Genomic DNA, 21,110 nt, shown 5'->3' on the forward strand with positions numbered 1-21,110 from the left:
CCTGTGGACAGCAACACTAGGACGAACACGTGTTCGAAGCCAGCAACACGCCCGGAGAAGTTCGGTACGGGCCTCAGCGGGCGGCGTCGTGCCGGTCGCGGGCGGCGTGCACCTCGGGCAGCCGGTCCTCGACGAAGCCGATCAGGGCCAGCAGCTTCGGGGCGAGCTCGGCCCCGGCCGGGGTGAGGCGGTACTCCACGTGCGGCGGGATGGTCGACCGGACCTCGCGGTGCACCCAGCCGTCGCGCTCCAGGGTCTGCAGGCTCTGCGACAGCATCTTCTCGCTGACGCCGTCCACCCGGCGCCGCAGCTCGCCGAACCGGTGCGGCGCCTCCTGCAGCGCCGACAGCGCCAGCAGCGACCACTTCCCCGTCACGTGCTCGAGGGCCTCGCGCGAGGTGCAGGCCCGGCTGAAGACGTCGGCGGCCAGGGACTCGACGTCGTCCCGTCCCCCGGCGGGGGTCCCGCTGCGCTCGTGCACACCCCGAGTGTACGTTCTCTGCGAAAGCACTAACCAGAAGTTAGTGCCATCCCAGGAGGAAGCATGATCACCGTCACCGGAGCCACCGGCCAGCTCGGCCGGCTCGTCATCACCGGCCTGCTCGACTCCGGCGTCCCCGCCGGCGAGGTCACCGCCCTGGTCCGCGACGCGGCCCGCGCGGGTGACCTGGCCGACCGCGGCGTCCGCGTCGCCGTCGCCGACTACACCGACCGCGCCTCCCTGGAGGAGGCCCTGGCCGGCACCGACCGGCTGCTGCTGGTCTCGGGCAGCGAGGTGGGCCAGCGGGTCGCACAGCACACCAACGTCGTCGAGGCCGCGAAGGCCGCCGGCGTCGGCCTGCTCGTCTACACCTCGGCCCCGAAGGCCGACGCGACCACGCTCGTGCTCGCCCCCGAGCACGCCGCCACCGAGGAGGTCATCCGCGCGAGCGGGCTGCCCGCCGTCGTGCTGCGCAACAACTGGTACTGGGAGAACTACGACGCCCAGATCGGCCAGGCCGCCGCCACCGGGGAGGTCGTCGGCAGCGCCGGGCAGGGGCGTGCCTGGCCGGCCTCCCGCGCCGACTTCGCCGCGGCCGCCGTCGCCGTCCTCACCGCCGACGACCCGCAGCCGGCCGTGCACGAGCTGGGCGGCGACGACCCCTTCACGCTGGCCGACCTGGCCGCCGAGGTCGGCCGGCAGGCCGGCCGCGAGGTCACCCACCGCGACCTGTCCACCGACGAGCACGTCGCCGCACTGCGCGGGGCGGGGCTGGACGAGGGCACGGCGGGCTTCGTGGCCGCGCTCGACGGCAACATCGCGGCGGGCGAGCTCGACGCGGGCCAGGGCGGCATCTCCGCCCTCACCGGCCGGCCGACCCGCACCCTCGCCGAGCACGTCGCACTGGTCCTCGGCAGCAGCTGATCGACCGTCCCGGCGCGGGTCAGCGGACCTGCGCCGGGACGTCGAACTCCTCGCAGATCGCCAGCCACACCGTCCGCACCGGGACGCCGGCGTCCAGCGCCCCCACCGCGGTGCGGCCCTCGAAGGCGGAGAAGACGTGGTCGCGCGCGATGGCCTCGCCGCGGACGTCGCCGAACTCCTCGCGCACCCGGCCCCAGAACTCCTGCAGTCGCACCCCGGCGACGGTACCCGCGGCTACCGTGGCGCCATGATCCCCAGCACCGGCTCGGCGACCTGGGACACCATCGGCCAGGTCGCGATCGCCTGCCTGCTCGCGGTCTCGCTGCTGCTCATGTGGCGCCGTCGGTGAGTGCCCGCTCCGGCAACGGCCCGAGGGTGGCGAAGCAGTCCAGGTAGGGCTCGACGTCCCCCTGCACGGTCCAGGACCGCAGCTGGCCGGCCGACCGGCGGGCCGTCACCGCCCGCGCCAGGTCGAACCCCGACGCGCGGACGACGACGGCGGCGTCGGCCGGCCCGTGGCTCCACGAACCGCCCTCCAGCCGCAGCGGCGGCAAGCCCGCCTCGGCCACGGCGTCGGCGACCCGGCCGGCGAACCGGTCACGCAGCGCGGCCAGGGCGGGGGTGTCGTGCGCGCCGGGCACGCCGAGCGCGCCGCGGAGGTCCTGCTCGTGGATGACGACGTCGTTCAGCGGCCGGACCCCGTGCTCGGCCATCCAGGCCCGCAGCGGCCCGGTGTTGCCCCGCCACTCGGCGACCAGCGGGGCGATGCCCCGGCCCGCGCGCGCGTCGACCTGCGCCTGCGTCCACGCCGCGCCGTGGTCGTCGTCCTCGCGGTCGGCCAGGGCGTCGGTCGAGTAGCCCACCACGTGCGCGAGCAGGTCGCGGACCGACCAGTCCGGGCACGCCGGCACCGGCAGCGCGGCCTCGGCGGCCGGGATGCCCTCGACCAGCTCGATGACCCGGGCCTGCGCCCGGGTCCACTCCTCGATCGCCTCGGCGTCGGTCAGCTGCATGCCCGGGTGCATCCCCCGGACCGGTCGCTCACAACCCCATCGACCGCCCGATGATCTCCTTCATGATCTCGTTCGTGCCGCCGTAGATGCTCTGCACCCGGGCGTCGCGCCAGGCCTTGGAGACCGGGTACTCGTCCATGTAGCCGTAGCCGCCGTGCAGCTGCAGGCACCTGTCGGCGACCCGGTTCTGCAGGTCCGAGCACCACCACTTGGCCTGCGCGGCGTCGACGGCGGTGAGCGTGCCGGCGTCCAGCTGCCGGATGCACTCGTCGACGAACACCCGCGCGACGGTGGCCTCGGTCTGCAGCTCGGCGAGGACGAACCGGCTGTTCTGGAAGCTGCCGACCGGCCGGCCGAACGCCGTCCGGCTGGTCACGTACTCCACGGTCTGCGCCAGCACCGTCTCGACGGCGGCGACCGCGCCGATCGCGATGCTCAGCCGCTCCTGCGGCAGGTTCTCCATCAGGTGCAGGAAGCCGCGGTCGACGGTGCCGAGGAGGTTCTCCCCCGGGACCCGGACGTCGGTGAAGAACAGCTCGGCGGTGTCCTGCGCCTTCAGGCCCACCTTCTCCAGGTTGCGGCCGCGCTCGAACCCGGCCATGCCGCGCTCGACGACGAGCAGGCTGGTGCCCTTGGACGCCGGTGCGTCGGGGTTCGTGCGGGCGACCACGATGACCAGGTCGGCGTTGATGCCGTTGGTGATGAAGGTCTTGGAGCCGTTGAGCACCCACCCGTCGCCGTCGCGGCGGGCGGTCGTGGTGATGCCCTGCAGGTCGCTGCCGGTGCCCGGCTCGGTCATCGCGATGGCGGTGATGGTCTCGCCGCTGCAGAAGCCCGGCACCCAGCGCTGCTTCTGCTCCTCGGTCGCCAGGTCGCGCAGGTAGGGGCTGACGACGTCGTTGTGCAGGCCGAAGCCGACGCCGGAGGCGCCCACCCGGGCCATCTCCTCGGCCAGCACGGCCTGGTAGCGGAAGTCGCGCACTCCCCCTCCGCCGTACTGCTCGTCCTGGTCGATGCCGAGGAACCCCTGCTCGCCGCCAGCGGTCCACAGCTCCCGCGGCACGATCGAGTCCTTCTCCCACTGGGCGTGGAAGGGTGCGATCTCCTTCTCCACGAACGTGCGCACGCTGGCGCGGAAGTCCTCGTGGTCGGCCTCGTACAGGTGGGAGCGCATGCTCCCGACTGTGGCAGACAGCACTGACTGTTCCTAGCCCCTGCGTAAATGTCGTACCCCCTGGGGACACTGCTCCCGTGCCCGCAGCCCCGTCCGCGATCGACCGGTTCACCGAGCCCACCCGGGCCTGGTTCACCGGTGCCTTCGACGCGCCGACGCCTGCCCAGGAGGGCGCCTGGACGGCGATCAGCAGCGGCGAGCACGCCCTGGTCGTCGCCCCCACCGGGTCGGGCAAGACTCTGGCCGCGTTCCTGTGGTCGCTCGACCGGCTGGCCAGCACCCCGCCCGAGGACGAGCAGAAGCGCTGCCGGGTGCTCTACGTGTCCCCGCTCAAGGCGCTGGCCGTCGACGTCGAGCGCAACCTGCGGGCGCCGCTGGCCGGCATCGGCCAGGCGGCTGCCCGGCTGGGCCTGCCCCGCCCGGAGATCAGCGTCTCCACCCGGTCCGGCGACACCCCCGCCGACGAGCGGCGGGCCTTCGCCCGCCGGCCCACCGACATCCTCATCACCACACCGGAGTCGCTGTTCCTGCTGCTCACCAGCCAGGCGCGGGAGGCGCTGCGCGGCGTCGAGACGGTGATCGTCGACGAGGTGCACGCCGTCTGCGGCAGCAAGCGGGGGGCACACCTGGCGGTCTCCCTCGACCGGCTCGACATGCTGCTGGACCGGCCGGCGCAGCGGGTCGGGCTGTCGGCCACCGTCCGGCCCATCGACGAGGTGTCCACCTTCCTGGCCGGCGGCCGGCCGGTGCAGGTGGTCGCCCCGCCGTCGCAGAAGAAGTGGGACCTCTCGGTCGTCGTCCCGGTCGAGGACATGTCCACCCTGGGCCAGCCCACCGGCGAGCTGGAGGGGTCGGCGTCGGGCTCGCAGCCCCGGTCCTCGATCTGGCCGGCCGTCGAGGAGCGCGTGCTCGACCTCATCGAGGCGCACCGCTCCACCATCGTCTTCGCCAACTCCCGCCGGCTGGCCGAGCGGCTGACCAGCCGGCTCAACGAGCTCGCCTACGAGCGGGCCACCGGGGAGACCGTGCCGGCCGGTGCCGACGCCGCGCAGCTCATGGCCCAGGCCGGCGGCGGCGGGGGCCTGCCGGCCGACGCCAAGCCGGTGGCCAGCGCCCACCACGGGTCGGTGTCCCGCGAGCAGCGCGCGGTGGTCGAGGAGGCCCTGAAGTCCGGGCAGCTGCCCGCGGTGGTGGCCACGTCGTCGCTGGAGCTGGGCATCGACATGGGCGCGGTCGACCTCGTGGTGCAGGTGGAGTCCCCGCCCAACGTCGCGGCCGGCCTGCAGCGGGTGGGCCGGGCCGGGCACCAGGTGGGCGCGGTCAGCCGCGGCGTGCTGTTCCCGAAGTTCCGCGGCGACCTGGTGCAGTCCGCGGTGGTGGCCGAGCGGATGAAGGCCGGCCAGATCGAGTCCATCCGGTACCTGCGCAACCCGCTCGACGTGCTGGCCCAGCAGATCGTGGCCATCGTCGCCGAGGAGCCCACGACCGTCGACGAGGTCGCCGGCGTGCTGCGCCGCTCGGCCGCCTTCGCCTCGCTGCCGGACTCCGCGCTGCACGCGGTGCTGGACATGCTCGCCGGCCGCTACCCCTCCGACGCCTTCGCCGAGTTGCGGCCCCGGCTGACCTGGGACCGGGTCACCGACACCCTCACCGCCCGGCAGGGCGCGCAACGCCTGGCCGTCACCAGCGGCGGCACCATCCCCGACCGCGGCCTGTTCGGGGTCTTCATCGTCTCCGGCGGCGGCGAGACCGGCGGCCGCCGGGTCGGCGAGCTCGACGAGGAGATGGTCTACGAGTCCCGCGTCGGCGACGTCTTCCTGCTGGGTTCCTCCTCGTGGCGGATCGAGGAGATCACCCACGACCGCGTGCTGGTCACGCCCGCCCCCGGCCAACCCGGGAAGATGCCGTTCTGGCACGGCGACACCCTTGGCCGCCCACTGGAGCTGGGCCGGGCGCTGGGCGCCTTCCTCCGGGAGGTCGGCGGTGCCACGTCCGAGGCCGGGCTGGAGCGCGCCCGCGCGGCCGGTCTCGACGAGTGGGGCGCGGCGAACCTGCAGGCCTACCTCGCCGAGCAGAAGGCCGCGACCGGCCACCTGCCCGACGACCGCACGCTGCTGGTCGAGCGGTTCCGCGACGAGCTGGGCGACTGGCGGCTGGTCGTGCACTCCCCCTTCGGCGCCCAGGTCAACGCGCCCTGGGCGCTGGTGCTGGCCGCCCGGCTGCGCGAGCGGTACGGCGTGGACGTCGCCTCCATGCACGCCGACGACGGCATCGTGCTGCGGCTGCCCGACACCACCGGCGAACCGCCCGAGGCCGACCTGGCGATCCTCGACCCCGACGACGTCGAGCGGGAGGTCACCGCCGAGGTCGGCAACTCCGCGCTGTTCGCCAGCCGGTTCCGCGAGTGCGCCGCCCGCGCCCTGCTGCTCCCCCGCCGCGACCCGCGCCGGCGCACCCCGCTGTGGCAGCAGCGCCAGCGCGCCGCGCAGCTGCTCAGCGTGGCCAGCGAGTTCTCCGGCTTCCCGATCACCCTCGAGGCGGTCCGGGAGGTGCTGCAGGACGTCTACGACGTGCCCGGCCTGGTCGAGCTCATGAGCGACGTCCGGTCCCGTCGGGTGCGGGTGGCCGACGTGCAGACCCCGACCGCCTCGCCCTTCGCGCAGTCGCTGCTGTTCGGCTACGTCGGCCAGTTCATCTACGAGGGCGACGCCCCGCTGGCCGAGCGCCGCGCCCAGGCCCTCGCCCTGGACACCGGTCTGCTGGCCGAGCTGCTGGGCCGCTCCGAGCTGCGCGAGCTGCTCGACGGCGACGCGCTGGGCGAGATCGAGGCCGAGCTGCAGCGGCTGCCCGCCGACCGGCACCCCCGCGACGTCGACGGCGCCGCCGACCTGCTGCGGGTGGTCGGCGACCTGGCCCCCGCCGAGGCCGCCGCCCGCGGCGTGCCGCAGGAGTGGCTCGACGAGCTGGTCGCCTCCCGGCGGGCACTGCAGGTCCGCGTCGCCGGCCAGGACCGCTACGTGGCCATCGAGGACGCCGGCCGGCTGCGCGACGCGCTGGGCACCGCGCTGCCCGTCGGCGTGCCCGAGGTCTTCACCGAGCCGGTCGCCGACCCGCTCGGTGACCTGGTCGGCCGGTACGCCCGCACGCACGGCCCCTTCGTGCCCAGCGAGGCCGCTGACCGGCTCGGCCTGGGCGTCGCGGTGGTGACCACCACCGTCGCACGGCTGGTCGCGGCCGGCCGGGTCGTCACCGGCGAGTTCCGGCCCGGTGGCGTCGGGCAGGAGTGGTGCGACGCCGACGTGCTCCGCTCCATCCGCCGCCGGTCGCTGGCCAAGCTGCGGCAGGAGGTCGAGCCGGTCCCCACCACGACGCTGGCCCGGTACACCCCGTCCTGGCAGTCGGTCGGCAGCCGGATGCGCGGGGTGGACGGCGTGCTGGCCGTGGTCGAGCAGCTGGCCGGGGCCCTGGTGCCCGCGTCCGCGCTGGAGACGCTGGTGCTGCCCTCCCGGGTGCAGGGCTACCAGCCGGGCATGCTCGACGAGCTGACCAGCGCCGGCGAGGTGCTGTGGGCCGGCGCCGGCGGGCTGGCCGGCGGCGACGGCTGGATCACCCTGGTCCCGGCCGACCTCGCCCCGCTGCTCCTGCCCGACCCGCCGCTGGGGGCCCAGGACGAGGGCGGGGTGGCCCAGCAGGTCCTGGAGGAGCTCGCCGGTGGCCGCGCGCTGTTCTTCCGCGGCCTGTCCGACCTCGTGGGGTCCACCGACGACCAGGCCTTCGCCGAGACCATCTGGGACCTGGTCTGGTCCGGCCGGCTGACCAACGACACCCTGGCCCCGCTGCGCGCCCGGCTGGCCGGCGGCGGCGCGCACAAGAAGGCGGCACCGGCGCCCCGGGCCCGCCTCGACCGCACCCGCTACGGCCGCACCCGGGTGGGGCGCCCGGCGATGCCCAGCCGCACCGGGCCGCCCATGGTGGCCGGCCGGTGGTCCGCGCTGCCGGAGCTGGAGACCAACTCCACCAAGCGGAACAACGCCCGCACCGAGTCCCTGCTGGAGCGGCACGGCGTGCTCACCCGCGGCGCGGTGATGGCCGAGCAGGTGCTCGGCGGGTTCTCCGCGGTGTACCCGATCCTGCGCGCCTACGAGGAGAACGGCCGGGCCCGCCGCGGCTACTTCGTGGAGACCCTCGGCGCCGCCCAGTTCGGCACGCCCGGCTCGATCGACCGCCTGCGCAGCTTCGCCAGCCCCGACCGCACACCCACCCCGGCCGTGGTGCTGGCCGCCACCGACCCGGCCAACGTCTACGGCGCCGCGCTGCCCTGGCCCGAGCGGCCCGGCGCCGAGCCCGCCGAGGAGGCCGTCGACCTGGGCGAGGAGGCGGGCCCGACGAAGAAGCGCGGCGCCACCGGGCACCGCGCCGGTCGCAAGGCCGGTGCGCTGGTCGTGCTGGTCGACGGCGAGCTGGTGCTCTACGTCGAGCGGGGCGGCAAGACGCTGCTGTCCTGGACCGAGGACGAGGTCGCGCTCAAGGAGGCGGCCACCGCGCTGTCCAACGCCGCAGCCGCGGGCGCGCTGGGCCGGATGACGGTGCAGAAGGCCGACGGCGCCTCGGTGCACGAGTCCACCCCGCTGTCCGCGGCGCTGCAGGCCGCCGGGTTCAGCGCCACCCCCCGGGGGCTGCGGCTGCGGGGGTGACACGTCGACATGTCGATCAGCGGCGGCGGGGGCGCAGCCAGCGGGCGAGCCGGCGGGTCAGCACCGGCATGCAGACGTACCCCAGGACCAGCACCAGGGTGACCGCGTAGAACAACGCCCGCAGAACCAGCGGCCAGTGCGACACCCACGGCGCGACCAGCGCCTGCACCGCCAGCTGCAGCACGAACACCACCGCCACCGTCAGCACGGTCAGCCTGGCACGCGAGGGCCCGTCGGCGCGGTCGGGAGCGGTGAAGAAGCTCTCCAGACCGGTCACCCGGCTGTAGCGGGAGCTGTCGACCATGCCGCCGGCCCGGCCCAGCGCGTCGTGCCGCTGCGGCGACCGCTCCCAGGCGGCGAGGGCCTCGCGGTCGTGGAACCGGTAGACCAGGTGGTACTCCGAGCTGCCGGCGCCCGGCCGCAGCAGGGTGGAGCCCAGGTGGCCCGGGAAGGTGGCGGCCAGCGCCATGATCCCTTCCGCCCAGGCCTCGAAGGCCGCGACCTGGTCGGGCCGGACCAGCCGGGCCGCGGTCACCGTGACCGGTTCGGTGTCCGGGACGGGTGGGCGGCGGGGCGGCACGCGGTCAGGATGCTCCGCGGGCGGCCCGGCGGCGAGGGGTCAGCGGCGTGAGCCCGGACGCAGCCAGCGGGCGAAGACCCGGGTCAGGATCGGCATCACCACGAACCTCAGCCCGCTGACCACCACCACAGCCGACAGCAGCAGCTGCGCCGGCCACGGCCACGCGGCCACCAGGGGCTGCACCAGTGCGTGGAAGCTGCTGGTGAGCAGGAAGACGCCGAGCACGGTCAGCAGCACGACCCGCCAGGTGGGCACCGGCGGGGCGGACGCCGGCCGGCCGAAGAACCCCTCGAGGCCCTCCACCACGGCGAAGCGCTCGTCCTCCACCAGGTCACCCAGCCGCGCCACCAGCTCGGCCCGCTCGGGCGAGCGCTCCCAGCCGGCCAGGGAGTCGGCGTCGGCGAAGCGGTAGACCAGGTGGTACTCGTCGCTGCCGGCACCCGGGCGCAGCGTCGAGGAGCCCAGGTGCCCCGGGAACGTGGCGGCCAGCGCCTGCACGTCGCGGGCCCACTGCTCGAACGCCTCGCGGCGGTCGGGGCGCACCACCCGGGCGGCGGTCACCGTGACCGGCTGGGGGGCGACGGTGTTGTCGCGGAAACTCGTGCTCACGGAGATACCTCAGCACTGAGAGACCCCGATGTCTTCCGGCTGTCGGCGGACTCACACCGCGGGCACCGGCCCCGACCACCAGGGACGATGGAGGCATGCCCGAGGGCGACACCGTCTGGCTGGCGGCGAAGCGGATGGACACTGCCCTGCACGGCGCGACCCTGCGCCGCGGCGAGCTGCGCGTGCCCCAGCTGGCCGCGGTCGACCTGGCCGGCGCCGTCGTCGCCGAGGTGGTCCCCCGCGGCAAGCACATGCTCATCCGGCTGGCCGACGGCCGCACCCTGCGCACGCACTACCGGATGGACGGCAGCTGGCACATCTACCGCCCCGGCAGCCGGTGGCGGGGCGGCCCCGGCCACAGCATCCGCGCGGTGCTCGCCACCGAGGAGTGGGAGTGCGTCGGCTACCGGCTGCACGACATGGCGATGGTGCCCACGGCGCAGGAGGACCAGCTCGTCGGCCACCTCGGCCCCGACGTCCTCGGCCCGGGCTGGGACCTGGACGAGGCGCTCCGCCGGCTGCGGGCCCGGCCGGACGAGCAGATCGGCGTCGCCATCCTCGACCAGCGCAACCTGGCCGGTCCCGGGAACCTCTACAAGGTGGAGTCCTTGTTCCTCTGCGGGGTCAACCCGTGGGCGCGGGTGGCCGACGTGCCCGACCTGCCGGCGCTGGTGGAGCGGGCCCGCACGCTGATGCTGGCCAACCGCGAGCGGCCCGAGCAGAGCACCACCGGCGACACCCGCCGCGGCCAGGACCACTGGGTGGCCGGGCGCAAGGGCCGGCCCTGTCGCCGGTGCCGCACCCCGATCCAGCTCGGCGACCAGGGACCGGACCTGCAGGAGCGGGTGACCTGGTGGTGCCCGTCCTGCCAGGCCACCCCGGTGCCGGTCGACCCGCACGCCCGCACCGGCCTGCCCGGCACCCCGGCGCGGCGGGCCCGGTACTGAACGACGACGCCCCCCGCGCAGGGTGCGCGGGGGGCGTCGTCGAGGCGTCGCGGTTACTGCTGGTGCGGCCGCTCAGCCGGCTGCTCGGTGTGCTGCTGCACGGGCTGCACCTGGGGCGCACCCTGCTCGATCGCCCCGGCCGGCTGCGACCCGCCGGTCACCGCCTGCTGGCCACCGGCCGCCCCGCCGGACATGCCGGCCCGGATCTGCGCCAGCCGCGAGGCACCGGCCACGTCCAGGGTGGCCTTCTGCACCTCCATCATCCGGCCCTCGACCGAGTTCTGCGCCAGCTCGGCCTGGCCGAGGGCGTTGGCGTAGCGACGCTCGATCTTGTCCCGGACCTCGCCCAGGCTCGGGGTGTTGCCCGGCGCGGACAGCTCGTTGACCTGCTTGAGCGAGGCCGAGACCTGCTCCTGCATCTTGGCCTGCTCCAGCTGCGAGAGCAGCTTGGTGCGCTCGGCCAGGATCGTCTGCAGCCGCATGCGGCTCTGCTCGACGGCACCCTTGGCCTGCTCGGCCGCCTGCAGCGCCTCGTCGTGGCTGCGCTTGAGGTCCTCCATGGACTGCTCGGCACTGACGAGCTGCGTGGCGAACGCCTGCGCGGCCTGCTCGTACTCGGCGGCCTTGGCCGGGTCCGACGCCCGGGTCTGGTCGGCCAGCGCGAGGGCCTGCTGCGCGGAGGACTGCAGCTGCTCGACCTCGCCGAGCTGGCGGTTGAGCCGCATCTCCAGCTGGCGCTGGTTGCCCAGCACGGCGGCGGCCTGGTTGGCCAGCGACTGGTGCCGCTGCTGCTCACCCTCGATCGCCTGCTGGATCTGGATCTTGGGGTCGGCGCGCTCGTCGATCTGCGCGTTCGCCGACGCCGTCAGGTACTTCCAGAGCTTCACGAACGGGTTGGGCATGCTTCCTCCTGGTCGGGTGCACGTCCACGGGGGCGGTGCGCACGTCGTCGCCGTCCATCGTCCCAGGCAACGTGATCAGGGGGCCACCTCGGCACCTGGGTGAGACCTGCAGCACCTAGTCTCCCACGCATGCTGACCGTCCTCGGCGAGCTGGTCGTCGACCTCATCCCCGTGCCCGGGGCCGACCCCGGAGCCGAGGGCACCGCCCCGCAGTTCGTCGCCCGGCCGGGCGGCAACGCGCTCAACGTCGCGGTCGCCGCCGGGCGGCTGGGCCACCCGGTGCACCTGCTCGCCCGCTTCGGCACCGGTCCGCTGGCGGGCAACCTGCGCCGGCACGCCGAGCTGTCCGGGGTCGACGTGTCCCGCTCGGTGGACTCCGACGACCCGGTCAGCCTGGCGGTGGTGGGCCTGGCCCCCGACGGCTCGGCCGACTACGGGTTCCACGTGCTGGGTGCGGCCGACTGGCAGTGGACCGACGACGAGGTCGCCGCCGCCTGGCCGCCCGGGGCCACCGCCCTGCACGTCGGCTCCATCTCCTCCTGGACCGCTCCCGGCAGCGAGGCCATCGCTGGCCTGGCCGAGCGGCTGCACGCCGACGGCTCGGCGCTGGTCAGCGTCGACCCCAACATCCGGGTGTCGCTGGCCGAGGGGTTCGGCAACACCGGCCCCGACGTCCGGGCCCGGCTGGACCGGCTGCTGGCCGTCGCCGACGTGGTCAAGGTCAGCGCCGAGGACCTCGCCTGGCTCGAGCCGGCCACCACCGACCTCGACGAGGCCGTGCAGCGGTGGGCCGACCGCGGGCCCGGCGTGGTGCTGCTGACCGACGGCGGCGAGCCGCTGCGCGTGGCCCGGCCGGGCCGGCCGCTGCTGCGGCACACCCCGCCGACGGTCACCGTCGCCGACACCGTCGGCGCCGGGGACTCCCTGGCCGCCGGCTTCCTCACCGGGCTGCTGGACGCCGGGGTCACCACCCGCGCCGCGCTGGACCACGTGGACGAGGACCTGCTGCGGCGGGTGGTCGCCGACGCCGCCCTGGTCGCCGCGCTGTGCTGCACCCGGGTCGGCGCCGACCCGCCCACCCGGGCCGACCTGGACGCGGCGCGGCGCTGATCAGGGCACGGTCAGCCACGCGGCGGTGTCGGTGGGCAGCTCGCCGTCGGGCACCGGGCCGCTGGCCAGCAGGACCTCCCCCACCAGCGGCAGCGGCTCGGCGCCCAGGTTGACCACGCAGCGCAGCACCGGGCCGCGGGTGAAGGACAGCACCTCGGCCGGTGCGTCGTCCCAGCCGAACTCCTCGCCGGCCAGCAGCTCCCGGCGCAGCCGCAGCGCCGCACGGTAGAGCGTCAGCACCGAGCCCGGGTCGCCGTCCTGGGCCTCCGCGGTCAGCGCCGCCCAGGACGGCGGCTGGGGCAACCACGGGTGGTCCGCGCCGAAGCCGAACGGCGGCGCCGTCCCCGACCACGGCAGCGGCACCCGGCAGCCGTCCCGGCCGCGGGAGGTGCGCCCGGACCGCTCCCAGGTGGGGTCCTGCAGCAGCTCCTCGGGCAGGTCGGTGACCTCGGGCAGCCCGAGCTCCTCGCCCTGGTACAGGTAGGCGCTGCCCGGCAGCGCCAGCATGAGCAGGGCCGCGGCCCGCGCCCGGCGCAGCCCGAGGTCCAGGTCGCTGGGCTCCCCGGCGTCGAACCCCATCACACCGACGCCGGTGGAGCGGCGGCCGAACCGGGTCACGTGCCGGGTCTCGTCGTGGTTGGACAGCACCCACGTCGCCGGTGCGCCGGTGGGGGCGAGCGCCGCCAGGGTCGCGTCGACCACCGCCCGCAGCGCCGCCGGGTCCCACGGGGCGTGCAGGTGGTCGAAGTTGAACGTGGTGTGCATCCGGCCCGGGGCCACGTACCGCGCTGCCCGCTCGGGCCCGGCCACCACCGACTCGCTGACCAGCACCCGGTCGCCGAAGTACTCGTCGACCACCGACCGCCAGCGGGCCACCACGTCCTGCACCCAGTCGCCGTCCCACTGCGGGCTGCCCTCCCACGAGGAGGACGCGAACAGCGCCCCCGGCTCGTGGCCCGCGTCGGGCAGGGTCAGGTCCTTGCCGATCGCGGGCACCGCGTCGACCCGCAGGCCGTCCACGCCCAGGTCCAGCCAGAAGCGCAGCACGTCGTCGAACCGGCGGCGCACCTCGTCGTTCGACCAGTCCAGGTCGGGCTGCTCGGGGGCGAAGGTGTGCAGGTACCAGAGGTCCGAGCCGGGCAGCCGCGTCCAGGCCGGGCCGCCGAACGCCGAGATCCAGTCGTTGGGCGGCCCTTCGCCCCGGCCGGGACGCAGCACGTACAGCGACGGGTCCTCGGTGAACCACGGGTGCTCGACCGAGGTGTGGTTGGGCACCAGGTCGACCAGCACCCGCAGGCCCCGCTCGTGCGCGTCGGCCACCAGCGCCCGGACGTCGTCGAGGGTGCCGAACCGCGGGTCGACGTCGCAGTGGTCGGCCACGTCGTACCCGCCGTCGGCCATCGGCGACGGGTACCACGGGGTGATCCACAGCGCGTCGACGCCGAGGCCGGCCAGGTAGGGCAGCCGGGAGCGGATGCCCGCGACGTCACCGAGGCCGTGCGCCCGCCCCGCCCCCGCGGAGGCGAAGCTGCGCACGTACACCTCGTAGACCACCGCCCGCCGCCACCACGGCGCCGGGCCGCTCACGCGGCGAGGGGCGACGGGCCGCTCATGCGGCGAGGGGCGACGGACCGCTCACGCGGCGCCGCTGCTGCGGTCCCCGGTCAGCCCACCGCTGGCCTCCGCGACCTGCTCCTCCCGGTCCTCGACGGCCATCCGGGTGAGCTCGGCGCCGGCCTCGGCGTCGCGGGTCAGGTTCTCCCCGGTCTCCGGGTCGAAGACGTGCACCTTGCGGGTGTCCAGCCAGAACTCGGCCTCCCGGCCCTCGCGGATCCGGCTGGTGGAGTCGATGGACACGATCGCCTGGGTGCGCAGCTCCTCGCTGTCGAGCTCCTTGGACAGGTCGCGCAGTCGGGTGCGGATCTGGTCGGGGGCCTCGTAGGGGATGTAGGCGTACTGCTGGTCGCCCAGCCACTCGGTGACGTCGACCTTGGCGGTGAACGTCGTCCCCACGTGCTTCTTGGCCTCGTCGACCAGCGAGGCGTCCTCGAAGTACTCCGGCCGGATGCCCACCAGCAGCAGGTCGCGCCCGGCGACGGCGGCCGCCCGCCTCTCGTCGAGCTCGATCGGCCCGAAGGGGGTCTGCAGCGTCGAGCCCTGCACGGTGGCCGGCAGGAAGTTCATCGGCGGCGAGCCGATGAACCCGGCCACGAACAGGTTGACCGGCTGCTCGTAGAGCTCGCGCGGGGAGGCCACCTGCTGGATCGAGCCCTTGCGCAGCACGCAGACCCGGTCGCCCAGGGTCATCGCCTCGGTCTGGTCGTGGGTGACGTAGACGGTGGTGATGCCCAGCCGGCGCTGCAGCCGGGCGATCTCGGTGCGCATCTGGCCGCGCAGCTTGGCGTCGAGGTTGGACAGCGGCTCGTCGAACAGGAACGCCTCGGCCTGCCGGACGATGGCCCGGCCCATGGCCACCCGCTGGCGCTGGCCACCGGAGAGGTTGGCCGGCTTGCGGTCCAGGTGCTCGTGCAGCTCCAGGACGTCGGCGGCCTCCTTGACCAGCCGGTCGACCTGGTCGTCGGGCGTCTTGGACAACCGCAGCGGGAAGGCGATGTTCTCGTACACGCTCATGTGCGGGTAGAGCGCGTAGTTCTGGAACACCATCGACAGGTTGCGGTCCCGCGGGGCCTTGTCGTTCACCCGGGTGCCGCCGATGACCATGTCGCCGGAGGTGATGTCCTCCAGCCCGACGATCATCCGCAGCAGCGTCGACTTCCCGCAGCCCGACGGCCCGACCAGGATCATGAACTCGCCGTCGGCGATGTCCAGGCTGACGTCGTTCACGGCGGGGAAGCCGTCGCCGTACTTCTTGACGATGTTCTTCATCTCGATGGAGGCCATCGGTCTCTCCTTCTCGCTCGGGAGTGGGCTGGGGGCTGGTCAGCCCTTGACGGCCCCGTTGGTGAGCCCGGCGACGATGCGGCGCTGGAAGATCAGCACCAGGACGACGACGGGGATGGTGACGATGACGGCGGCCGCGGCGATGGCCCCGGTCGGGTCCTCGAACTGCGACGCCCCGGAGAACAGGCCCAGGGCGGCCGGCACGGGGCGGGACGCCTCCGTCGAGGTCAGCGAGATGCCGTAGACGAAGTCGTTCCAGGCGATGAAGAACGCGATGATCGCCGTGGTGAACACCCCGGGGGCGGCCAGCGGCACGATCACCTTGCGGAACGCCTGCCAGGTGGTGGCGCCGTCGACCTGGGCGGCCTGCTCCATCTCCCAGGGGATCTCCCGGAAGAAGGCCGACATCGTCCAGATCGACAGCGGCAGGGTCAGCGACAGGTACGGGATGATCAGCCCGGGCCAGGTGTCGTAGAGGCCGATGTTGCGCCACAGGTTGAACAGCGGCGTGACGATCGAGATGACCGGGAAGATGGCCACCGCCAGCGCCGTGCCGAGGATGAACTTCTTGCCGGGGAAGTCCAGCCGGGCGATCGCGTACGCGGCGAACATCGACAGCACGCAGCTGATGAAGGTCGCGATCAGGCAGATCGCGAACGAGTTCCGCAGCGCCGGGAGGAACAGGCCGCTGGCGCTGCCGTTGAGGATCAGGCCGTAGTTCTCCCCCGTCGGCGTCGTGGGCAGGAACGACCCGTTGGCGAGGTCGCTGGGCGCCTTGAACGACAGGGACACGATCCAGGCGATGGGCGCCAGGCAGTACAGGACGATGAGGACCCCGCCGATGATCCAGCCGGTCTTCTCCTTGGTGGACATCAGCGCTCCCCTCGAGCCTGGGCCAGGTCGACCTTGAACCCCTTGATGAAGCTGAAGGCGATCAGCACGACCACCACGAACAGCAGCACCGACACCGCCGAGCCCAACCCGATCTCCAACCGGGAGATGGTCTGCCGGTAGGCCAGGAAGGACACCGACTCGGTGCTGTTGGCGCCGGCGGTCATGATGAAGATCGAGTCGAAGACCCGGAACGCGTCCAGCGTGCGGAACAGCAGGGCGACCATGATCGCGGCCTTCATGTTCGGCAGGGTCACCCGGCGCATCCGCTGCCACCAGGTGGCTCCGTCGACCTTCGCGGCCTCCTGCAGCACCTCGGGCACCTGCGCCAGACCCGCCAGCAGCAGCAGGGAGATGAACGGCGTGGTCTTCCAGATCTCGGCGAGGCAGATGACCAGCAGCGAGCTGCCGAAGCTGCCGAACCAGTCGGTCGTCGGGTCGACGCCCGGCAGCCAGGCGAACCAGCTGTTGACGAACCCGGTGTTGATGTCGAAGGCGAACTGCCACGCGAATGCCGACACCACGGTGATGACGGCGTAGGGGATCAGGATCGCCGCCCGCAGCACCGGCCTGATCGACCTCAGCGCCTTGTTCATCACCAGGGCGAGCGCGAAGCCCAGGACCAGCTCCACCGCGACGGTGATGACGGTGATCAGGGCCGTCACGCCGATCGCGGTCCACCACAGCGGGTCGGTGAGGATGACGACGTAGTTGTTCAGCCCGGTGAACGAGCGGTTCTGCGGGTCGGTGAGCCGGTAGTCGAACAGCGAGTCGTAGAACGCCTGCGCGATCGGGTAGGCGGTCACCAGCAGCATGACCGCCAGCGCCGGGCCGGCCAGCAGCCAGCCGAGCTTGCGCTCGGCCCTGGCCCGGTCGCTGGTGTGCCGCTCGGGCGAGGAGACCGGCTCGGTCCTCTTCCCGGTCGGCGGGAGCGTCGTGGTGCTCACAGCAGCTGCTCCTTCCGCAGGACTGCCTCGATGAGCTCGGTCGCGTCCTGCGGCGTCTGCTCGGGGTCGATGTCGGCAGTGGGGTGGTACTCGCGCTGCAGACCGCCGGACACCTCGCTGTAGTACGGGGTCTGCGGCCGGGGGGCAGCCTGCTCCAGCGACTGCAGGATGACCGGCGCCTGGGGGAACGCCTCGAGCACCTCGGGGTCCTCGTAGACGGTGGAGTCCGAGGCCGGGTTGCCGTTGCTGGTGAAGTAGTAGGCCTGGTTCTCGGTGCTGGTGATGCACTCGGTGGCCTCGTAGGCGAGGTCGGGGTGGTCGCTGAAGGCGCCGACACCGAGGTTGATGCCGCCGTAGGGCGGGGCCGCCTCGGTCCCCTCGTCGACCTGCGGGTAGACCGTCGCGGCGTAGTCGTCGACGGTCGCCTGGTCCAGCGTGCCGGCCTCGACCGCCGCCAGCCCGCGGGGGTAGACGAACGGGTAGTTGACCATGAAGCCGCCCTGGTCGCTCTCGAAGCCGGTGGCGGTGGAGTCCTCGTTGGCCGTGGACAGCGCCGGGCCGACCTGGCCGGAGTCGGAGATGGCGCGCATGACCTCGGCGGCCCGGACACCGGCCTCGCTGGTCAGCCCGAGCTGGATCTGCTCGGGGTCGGTGGAGTTCTCGGCGATGATCGACCCGCCGGCGCTCTCGATGAGGGCGTTGAACCACACCGTCAGCGCCTCGGCGCGGATCCCCTGGACGCCGATGAGGACGTCCTGGTCCTGCGCCGCCTGGATGATCTGGTCCCAGGTCACCGGCTGCGACATGTCCAGCCCCGCCGCCTCGGCCACCGACTGGCGGTACCAGAGCAGCTGGGTGTTGGCCCAGAACGGCACCGTCACCAGTTCGCCGTCCCAGGTCGAGCCCTCGACGGCGCTCTCCACGACGTCCTCGGTGACCCGGCCGGCGACGTCCTCGGGCACCGGGGCCAGGAAACCGGCCTGGGCGAACTCCGGGATGAAGGGCGGGTCCAGGCTCATGATGTCGATGGAGGAGTCGTTGGCCGCCAGCCGGCGGACCAGCTGCTCGCGCTGCGCCGAGGCCTCGCGGGGCAGGACCGAGGTGGCGATCGTGTACCGCCCCTCCGCGGCGTCGGTGCAGCGGGACGCGATCTCGGCCTGCCCGCCGGAGTCGGGGTTGATGTACCAGTTGAGCACCGGTGGACCGCTGTCCCCGCTGCCGCAGGCGGCCAGGCCCGAGGCCGCGACGACGGCGCTGGCCGCCATCCCGACCAGCCGTGCCCTGGACCGTCCCGTGTGCTTCGTCGCGCTCGGCACGCCGCCTCCGATGGTCGGGCGACCCGGGGGCCGCGGACGTCCCGGTGATCCATGATCACCAGCTGTGAGGCGACTGTGGTCCAGACCACCCGAGTTCGCAAACCGGGCCGTGTCCGACTCGTGACCTACCGGTCGGGGGCACCGTCCGCGCCCCCGGCGAGCACCGCCGGGGTGGTCATGTCGGCGGGCAGCCGGGGCAGCTCGGAGCTCAGGTAGGACTCCAGGGCCGCGGTCGTCCCGACGTCCCGGCCGGCCTGCTCGGACAGGAACCAGCGGTGCTCGAGCACCTCGTGGAACAGCTGCGCGGGGGCCAGCCGGCCGGCCAGGTGCCGGGGCACGGCCTGCACCACCGGCAGGTACACCTCGGCCATCCACCGGTGCCCGGCGACGGTCTCGGGCACCGGGCGACCGCCCTCCTGCTCCAGCCACGCCCGGTAGCTGCGCAGGTCGTTGAGCAGCCGGCGGGCCTGGTTCTCCTGCACCTCCAGCCCGGTCAGCCGGAACAGCTCGCGGCGGTGCTGGCCGGGCTCGGCGACCCGGGTCTGCACCCGCAGCCGGGCGCCCTCGGGGGTGTGCACCAGCTCGACCTCGCCGGCGTCGAAGCCCAGCTCGTTGATCCAGGCCAGCCGCTCGGCCACCCGGTAGCGCTGCTCGTCACGGCGGAAGACCTCCTCGCGGGTGACGGCGTCCCACAGCGCCTCGTACCGGCCGGGCAGGGCGTCGGCCACCGTGATCGGGTCGACGTCGGGGCTGAGCAGCTCGCCGAACTGCAGGTCCAGGAGCTCCGCGCCCACCCGCTCGCGGGCCAGGTCGACGTCGTGGCGGCGCATCCCGGCGGACAGCACGGGACGCCGCTCCACGGTCTCCGCGTCGACCAGGTAGGCGGTCAGGCCGTCGGCGTCGGGCCGGAACAGGGTGTTGGACAGCGAGCAGTCACCCCAGAACACACCCGCCAGGTGCAGCCGGACCAGCAGCACCACCATCGTGTCCAGCAGCTGGCTGGTCGAGTGCTGGCTGCGCGGGCTGGAGAACAGGTGCCGGTAGGACATCGAGTACTCGAGGTACCGGGTGACCAGCAGTGCCTCCTGGCCGCCCGGTCGGTCGACGCAGATGCCCAGCACCGACACCGCGGGCAGGCCCTCCTCGGCGAACTCGCCGAGGAGGGCGTACTCCTTGCGGGCCAGCGGCTCGGCGATCTCCTTGAGCGCGAACACGCTGCCCTCGGCCGCCACGAAGCGCACCACGTGCCGGGAGATGCCGCGCTGGGGGACGTGCAGCAACAGGTCGGGGTCCCACTCCTCCAGCGGCTGCTCCCACGGCAGGGTGAGCAGCGCCGTGGCCTCGTCGGCCGGGGGGCGGAACAGGAAGCGCACGGACGAACGCTACCGGGCCGGGCCCCCGGCCACCCGGGCCATGGTGGCCGCCTGGCGGGCCCGCTGCTGCGCCGTGCCGGGGGCCAGCACGAGGCCGACCAGCCAGGACAGGACGACGGCGGCGGTGTCGTCGTCGAGGAACAGCGCCGAGCCCAGCCGGCCGGCCAGCGCGCCCCCGTCAGCGGCCTGCAGCAGCCGGGCCAGTGCCTCGGGCTCGGTGACCGCGAGCCGGCGCAGCACCGGGTGCCCGCCGACCTCCTCGGCCAGCGCCAGCAGCGCCCGCTCCCGCGGCAGGCCCGCGGCCAGCGTGGTCAGCCGCTGCAGCTCGGCCTCGAGCAGGGCGGCGACGACGTCGTCCTTGGTCCGGAAGTGGTTGTAGAGCGTGGCCTTGGCGACGCCGGCCGCGGCGGCGACGTGCTGCATCGTCGCCCGGCGCAGGCCGTGCTCGGCGAACGCGACGGCGGCGCCGGCCAGCAGACCGCGACGGGTCTTGGCCAGCGTGGCGCCGGCGCGGGTGTGCGGGGCCGGCCCGGTGCCCGCCCGCGGGCGCAGCAGCGGCAGCTCACCGAGGACGACGGTGGCGTGGGTACCGGTCTCCCCGGTGGACGGCGCCGTGAGCACGGTGCCGGTGTCCTCGATCGTGCGGGGCGAGTACCGGTCGGGCAGCGGGAGCGGGTTCACCCACACTGTGTCCCACTGCGCTCACCCAGGGTCAAGGACATCGGGTCCGGGACGGGGGTCGTGTCGCACCACCCGCCCCAGGGACCCGGCGGGACCTCAGGCGGCGAGGGCGACCGGCCCGCGGCGCCGGGTCCCGCCCACGAGCGCCAGGGCGGGCTCGGCCGACGGCTGCTCGGTGCCCTGCTCGACCGGGGCGGCCGGGACCAGCGGGGTGACCGCGGGGCGCCCACCGCGCAGCTCGGTGCTCACCTCGGCGAGCAGGTCGGCGAGCTCGACGTCGAGGGCGTCGCAGATGGAGGCCAGCAGCTCCGAGGAGGCCTCCTTCTGGCCGCGCTCGACCTCCGACAGGTAGCCCAGGCTGACCCGGGCCGCGCCGGACACGTCGCGCAACGTCCGTCGCTGCTGCAGCCGGTGGCCGCGCAGGGTGGTGCCGAGCTGGGTGCGCAGCAGCGTCATCGCCGTCTCCTGTCCCGATCGGTGGTCGTGGGGCAACGGTACGCGCGGCGCCCGGTCCGCACCGGGCGGACGAACCGCGTCCGCTCTGGGCAGAACAACGACCGGGACGCC

Annotated in this window: 20 protein-coding genes; 5 read left to right on the plus strand and 15 right to left on the minus strand. The window is 74.0% G+C overall.

Features of this window, described 5'->3' with window-relative positions; all coding sequences use genetic code 11:
* Positions 1–73: 73 nt before the first annotated feature.
* Positions 74–481 (minus strand): winged helix-turn-helix transcriptional regulator, encoded by a 408-nt coding sequence (locus BM158_RS21050; protein ID WP_091564295.1) that lies wholly within the window; start codon positions 479–481, stop codon positions 74–76.
* A gap of 63 nt (positions 482–544) precedes the next feature.
* On the opposite strand from BM158_RS21050, the gene BM158_RS21055 reads away from it, so the two are divergent.
* Positions 545–1,405 carry an NAD(P)H-binding protein gene (locus tag BM158_RS21055; protein ID WP_091564297.1) on the plus strand — a complete coding sequence of 287 codons (861 nt, stop codon included), beginning with the start codon at positions 545–547 and terminating at the stop codon, positions 1,403–1,405.
* 19 nt (positions 1,406–1,424) lie between these two features.
* Here BM158_RS21055 and BM158_RS21060 read toward each other — a convergent pair whose 3' ends face one another.
* Positions 1,425–1,619, minus strand: a complete 195-nt coding sequence (locus tag BM158_RS21060; RefSeq protein WP_091564300.1) for a DUF3046 domain-containing protein — start codon at positions 1,617–1,619, stop codon at positions 1,425–1,427.
* Positions 1,620–1,652: 33 nt separating this feature from the next.
* Between BM158_RS21060 and BM158_RS21605 the strand changes: the two genes are divergently transcribed.
* Positions 1,653–1,754 (plus strand): LPXTG cell wall anchor domain-containing protein, encoded by a 102-nt coding sequence (locus BM158_RS21605; protein WP_131802099.1) that lies wholly within the window; start codon positions 1,653–1,655, stop codon positions 1,752–1,754.
* Here the strand turns inward: BM158_RS21605 and BM158_RS21065 are convergent.
* Both BM158_RS21065 and BM158_RS21070 read right to left on the minus strand, forming a co-directional pair.
* Positions 1,735–2,418, minus strand: a complete 684-nt coding sequence (locus BM158_RS21065) for a maleylpyruvate isomerase family mycothiol-dependent enzyme (RefSeq protein ID WP_091564400.1) — start codon at positions 2,416–2,418, stop codon at positions 1,735–1,737. The genes BM158_RS21605 and BM158_RS21065 overlap by 20 nt on opposite strands.
* 28 nt (positions 2,419–2,446) lie before the next feature.
* The gene (locus BM158_RS21070) at positions 2,447–3,592 is read right to left on the minus strand and encodes an acyl-CoA dehydrogenase family protein (RefSeq protein ID WP_091564303.1); all 1,146 of its coding nucleotides are present in this window, start codon (positions 3,590–3,592) and stop codon (positions 2,447–2,449) included.
* Positions 3,593–3,669: 77 nt separating this feature from the next.
* Here BM158_RS21070 and BM158_RS21075 point away from each other — a divergent pair, with 77 nt between their 5' ends.
* Entirely contained in the window at positions 3,670–8,286 is a 4,617-nt protein-coding gene (locus tag BM158_RS21075; RefSeq protein WP_091564305.1) for an ATP-dependent helicase, read from the plus strand.
* Positions 8,287–8,302: 16 nt separating this feature from the next.
* On the opposite strand, the gene BM158_RS21080 is transcribed toward BM158_RS21075, so the two are convergent.
* Both BM158_RS21080 and BM158_RS21085 read right to left on the minus strand, forming a co-directional pair.
* Positions 8,303–8,866 carry an antibiotic biosynthesis monooxygenase gene (locus BM158_RS21080; protein WP_091564307.1) on the minus strand — a complete coding sequence of 188 codons (564 nt, stop codon included), beginning with the start codon at positions 8,864–8,866 and terminating at the stop codon, positions 8,303–8,305.
* Positions 8,867–8,905: 39 nt separating this feature from the next.
* A complete protein-coding gene (locus tag BM158_RS21085; protein ID WP_091564310.1) occupies positions 8,906–9,475 on the minus strand; it encodes an antibiotic biosynthesis monooxygenase in 570 nt (189 codons plus the stop codon).
* Between the two features lie 95 nt (positions 9,476–9,570).
* Between BM158_RS21085 and BM158_RS21090 the strand changes: the two genes are divergently transcribed.
* The gene (locus BM158_RS21090; RefSeq protein WP_091564313.1) at positions 9,571–10,422 is read left to right on the plus strand and encodes a DNA-formamidopyrimidine glycosylase family protein; all 852 of its coding nucleotides are present in this window, start codon (positions 9,571–9,573) and stop codon (positions 10,420–10,422) included.
* Positions 10,423–10,475: 53 nt separating this feature from the next.
* Here BM158_RS21090 and BM158_RS21095 read toward each other — a convergent pair whose 3' ends face one another.
* A complete protein-coding gene (locus BM158_RS21095) occupies positions 10,476–11,324 on the minus strand; it encodes a PspA/IM30 family protein (RefSeq protein ID WP_091564315.1) in 849 nt (282 codons plus the stop codon).
* 129 nt (positions 11,325–11,453) lie between these two features.
* Between BM158_RS21095 and BM158_RS21100 the strand changes: the two genes are divergently transcribed.
* Positions 11,454–12,434, plus strand: coding sequence for a carbohydrate kinase family protein (locus tag BM158_RS21100; RefSeq protein ID WP_091564318.1), 981 nt, complete (start codon positions 11,454–11,456; stop codon positions 12,432–12,434).
* On the opposite strand, the gene BM158_RS21105 is transcribed toward BM158_RS21100, so the two are convergent.
* From BM158_RS21105 to BM158_RS21140, 8 genes are all read right to left on the minus strand, one after another.
* Complete coding sequence (locus tag BM158_RS21105; protein ID WP_091564320.1) at positions 12,435–14,021, minus strand: glycoside hydrolase family 13 protein; 1,587 nt, start codon at positions 14,019–14,021, stop codon at positions 12,435–12,437.
* 48 nt (positions 14,022–14,069) lie between these two features.
* Positions 14,070–15,335, minus strand: a complete 1,266-nt coding sequence (locus tag BM158_RS21110; RefSeq protein WP_091564323.1) for an ABC transporter ATP-binding protein — start codon at positions 15,333–15,335, stop codon at positions 14,070–14,072.
* A gap of 39 nt (positions 15,336–15,374) precedes the next feature.
* Positions 15,375–16,208 (minus strand): carbohydrate ABC transporter permease, encoded by an 834-nt coding sequence (locus BM158_RS21115; protein ID WP_091564326.1) that lies wholly within the window; start codon positions 16,206–16,208, stop codon positions 15,375–15,377.
* The gene (locus BM158_RS21120; protein WP_091564328.1) at positions 16,208–17,173 is read right to left on the minus strand and encodes a carbohydrate ABC transporter permease; all 966 of its coding nucleotides are present in this window, start codon (positions 17,171–17,173) and stop codon (positions 16,208–16,210) included. Before BM158_RS21120 ends, BM158_RS21115 begins: the two co-directional genes overlap by 1 nt.
* Positions 17,170–18,438, minus strand: coding sequence for an extracellular solute-binding protein (locus BM158_RS21125; RefSeq protein WP_091564330.1), 1,269 nt, complete (start codon positions 18,436–18,438; stop codon positions 17,170–17,172). Before BM158_RS21125 ends, BM158_RS21120 begins: the two co-directional genes overlap by 4 nt.
* A 176-nt stretch (positions 18,439–18,614) precedes the next feature.
* On the minus strand, positions 18,615–19,862 hold the full coding sequence (locus BM158_RS21130; RefSeq protein WP_091564333.1) for a DUF4032 domain-containing protein: 1,248 nt from the start codon (positions 19,860–19,862) through the stop codon (positions 18,615–18,617).
* Between the two features lie 9 nt (positions 19,863–19,871).
* Positions 19,872–20,543 (minus strand): TetR/AcrR family transcriptional regulator, encoded by a 672-nt coding sequence (locus BM158_RS21135; protein WP_229827907.1) that lies wholly within the window; start codon positions 20,541–20,543, stop codon positions 19,872–19,874.
* 96 nt (positions 20,544–20,639) lie between these two features.
* The gene (locus BM158_RS21140; RefSeq protein ID WP_091564336.1) at positions 20,640–20,999 is read right to left on the minus strand and encodes a helix-turn-helix domain-containing protein; all 360 of its coding nucleotides are present in this window, start codon (positions 20,997–20,999) and stop codon (positions 20,640–20,642) included.
* Positions 21,000–21,110 lie beyond the last annotated feature (111 nt).

This window comes from Klenkia taihuensis (assembly GCF_900112525.1).
GTDB classification, from domain to species: Bacteria; Actinomycetota; Actinomycetes; order Mycobacteriales; family Geodermatophilaceae; genus Klenkia; species Klenkia taihuensis.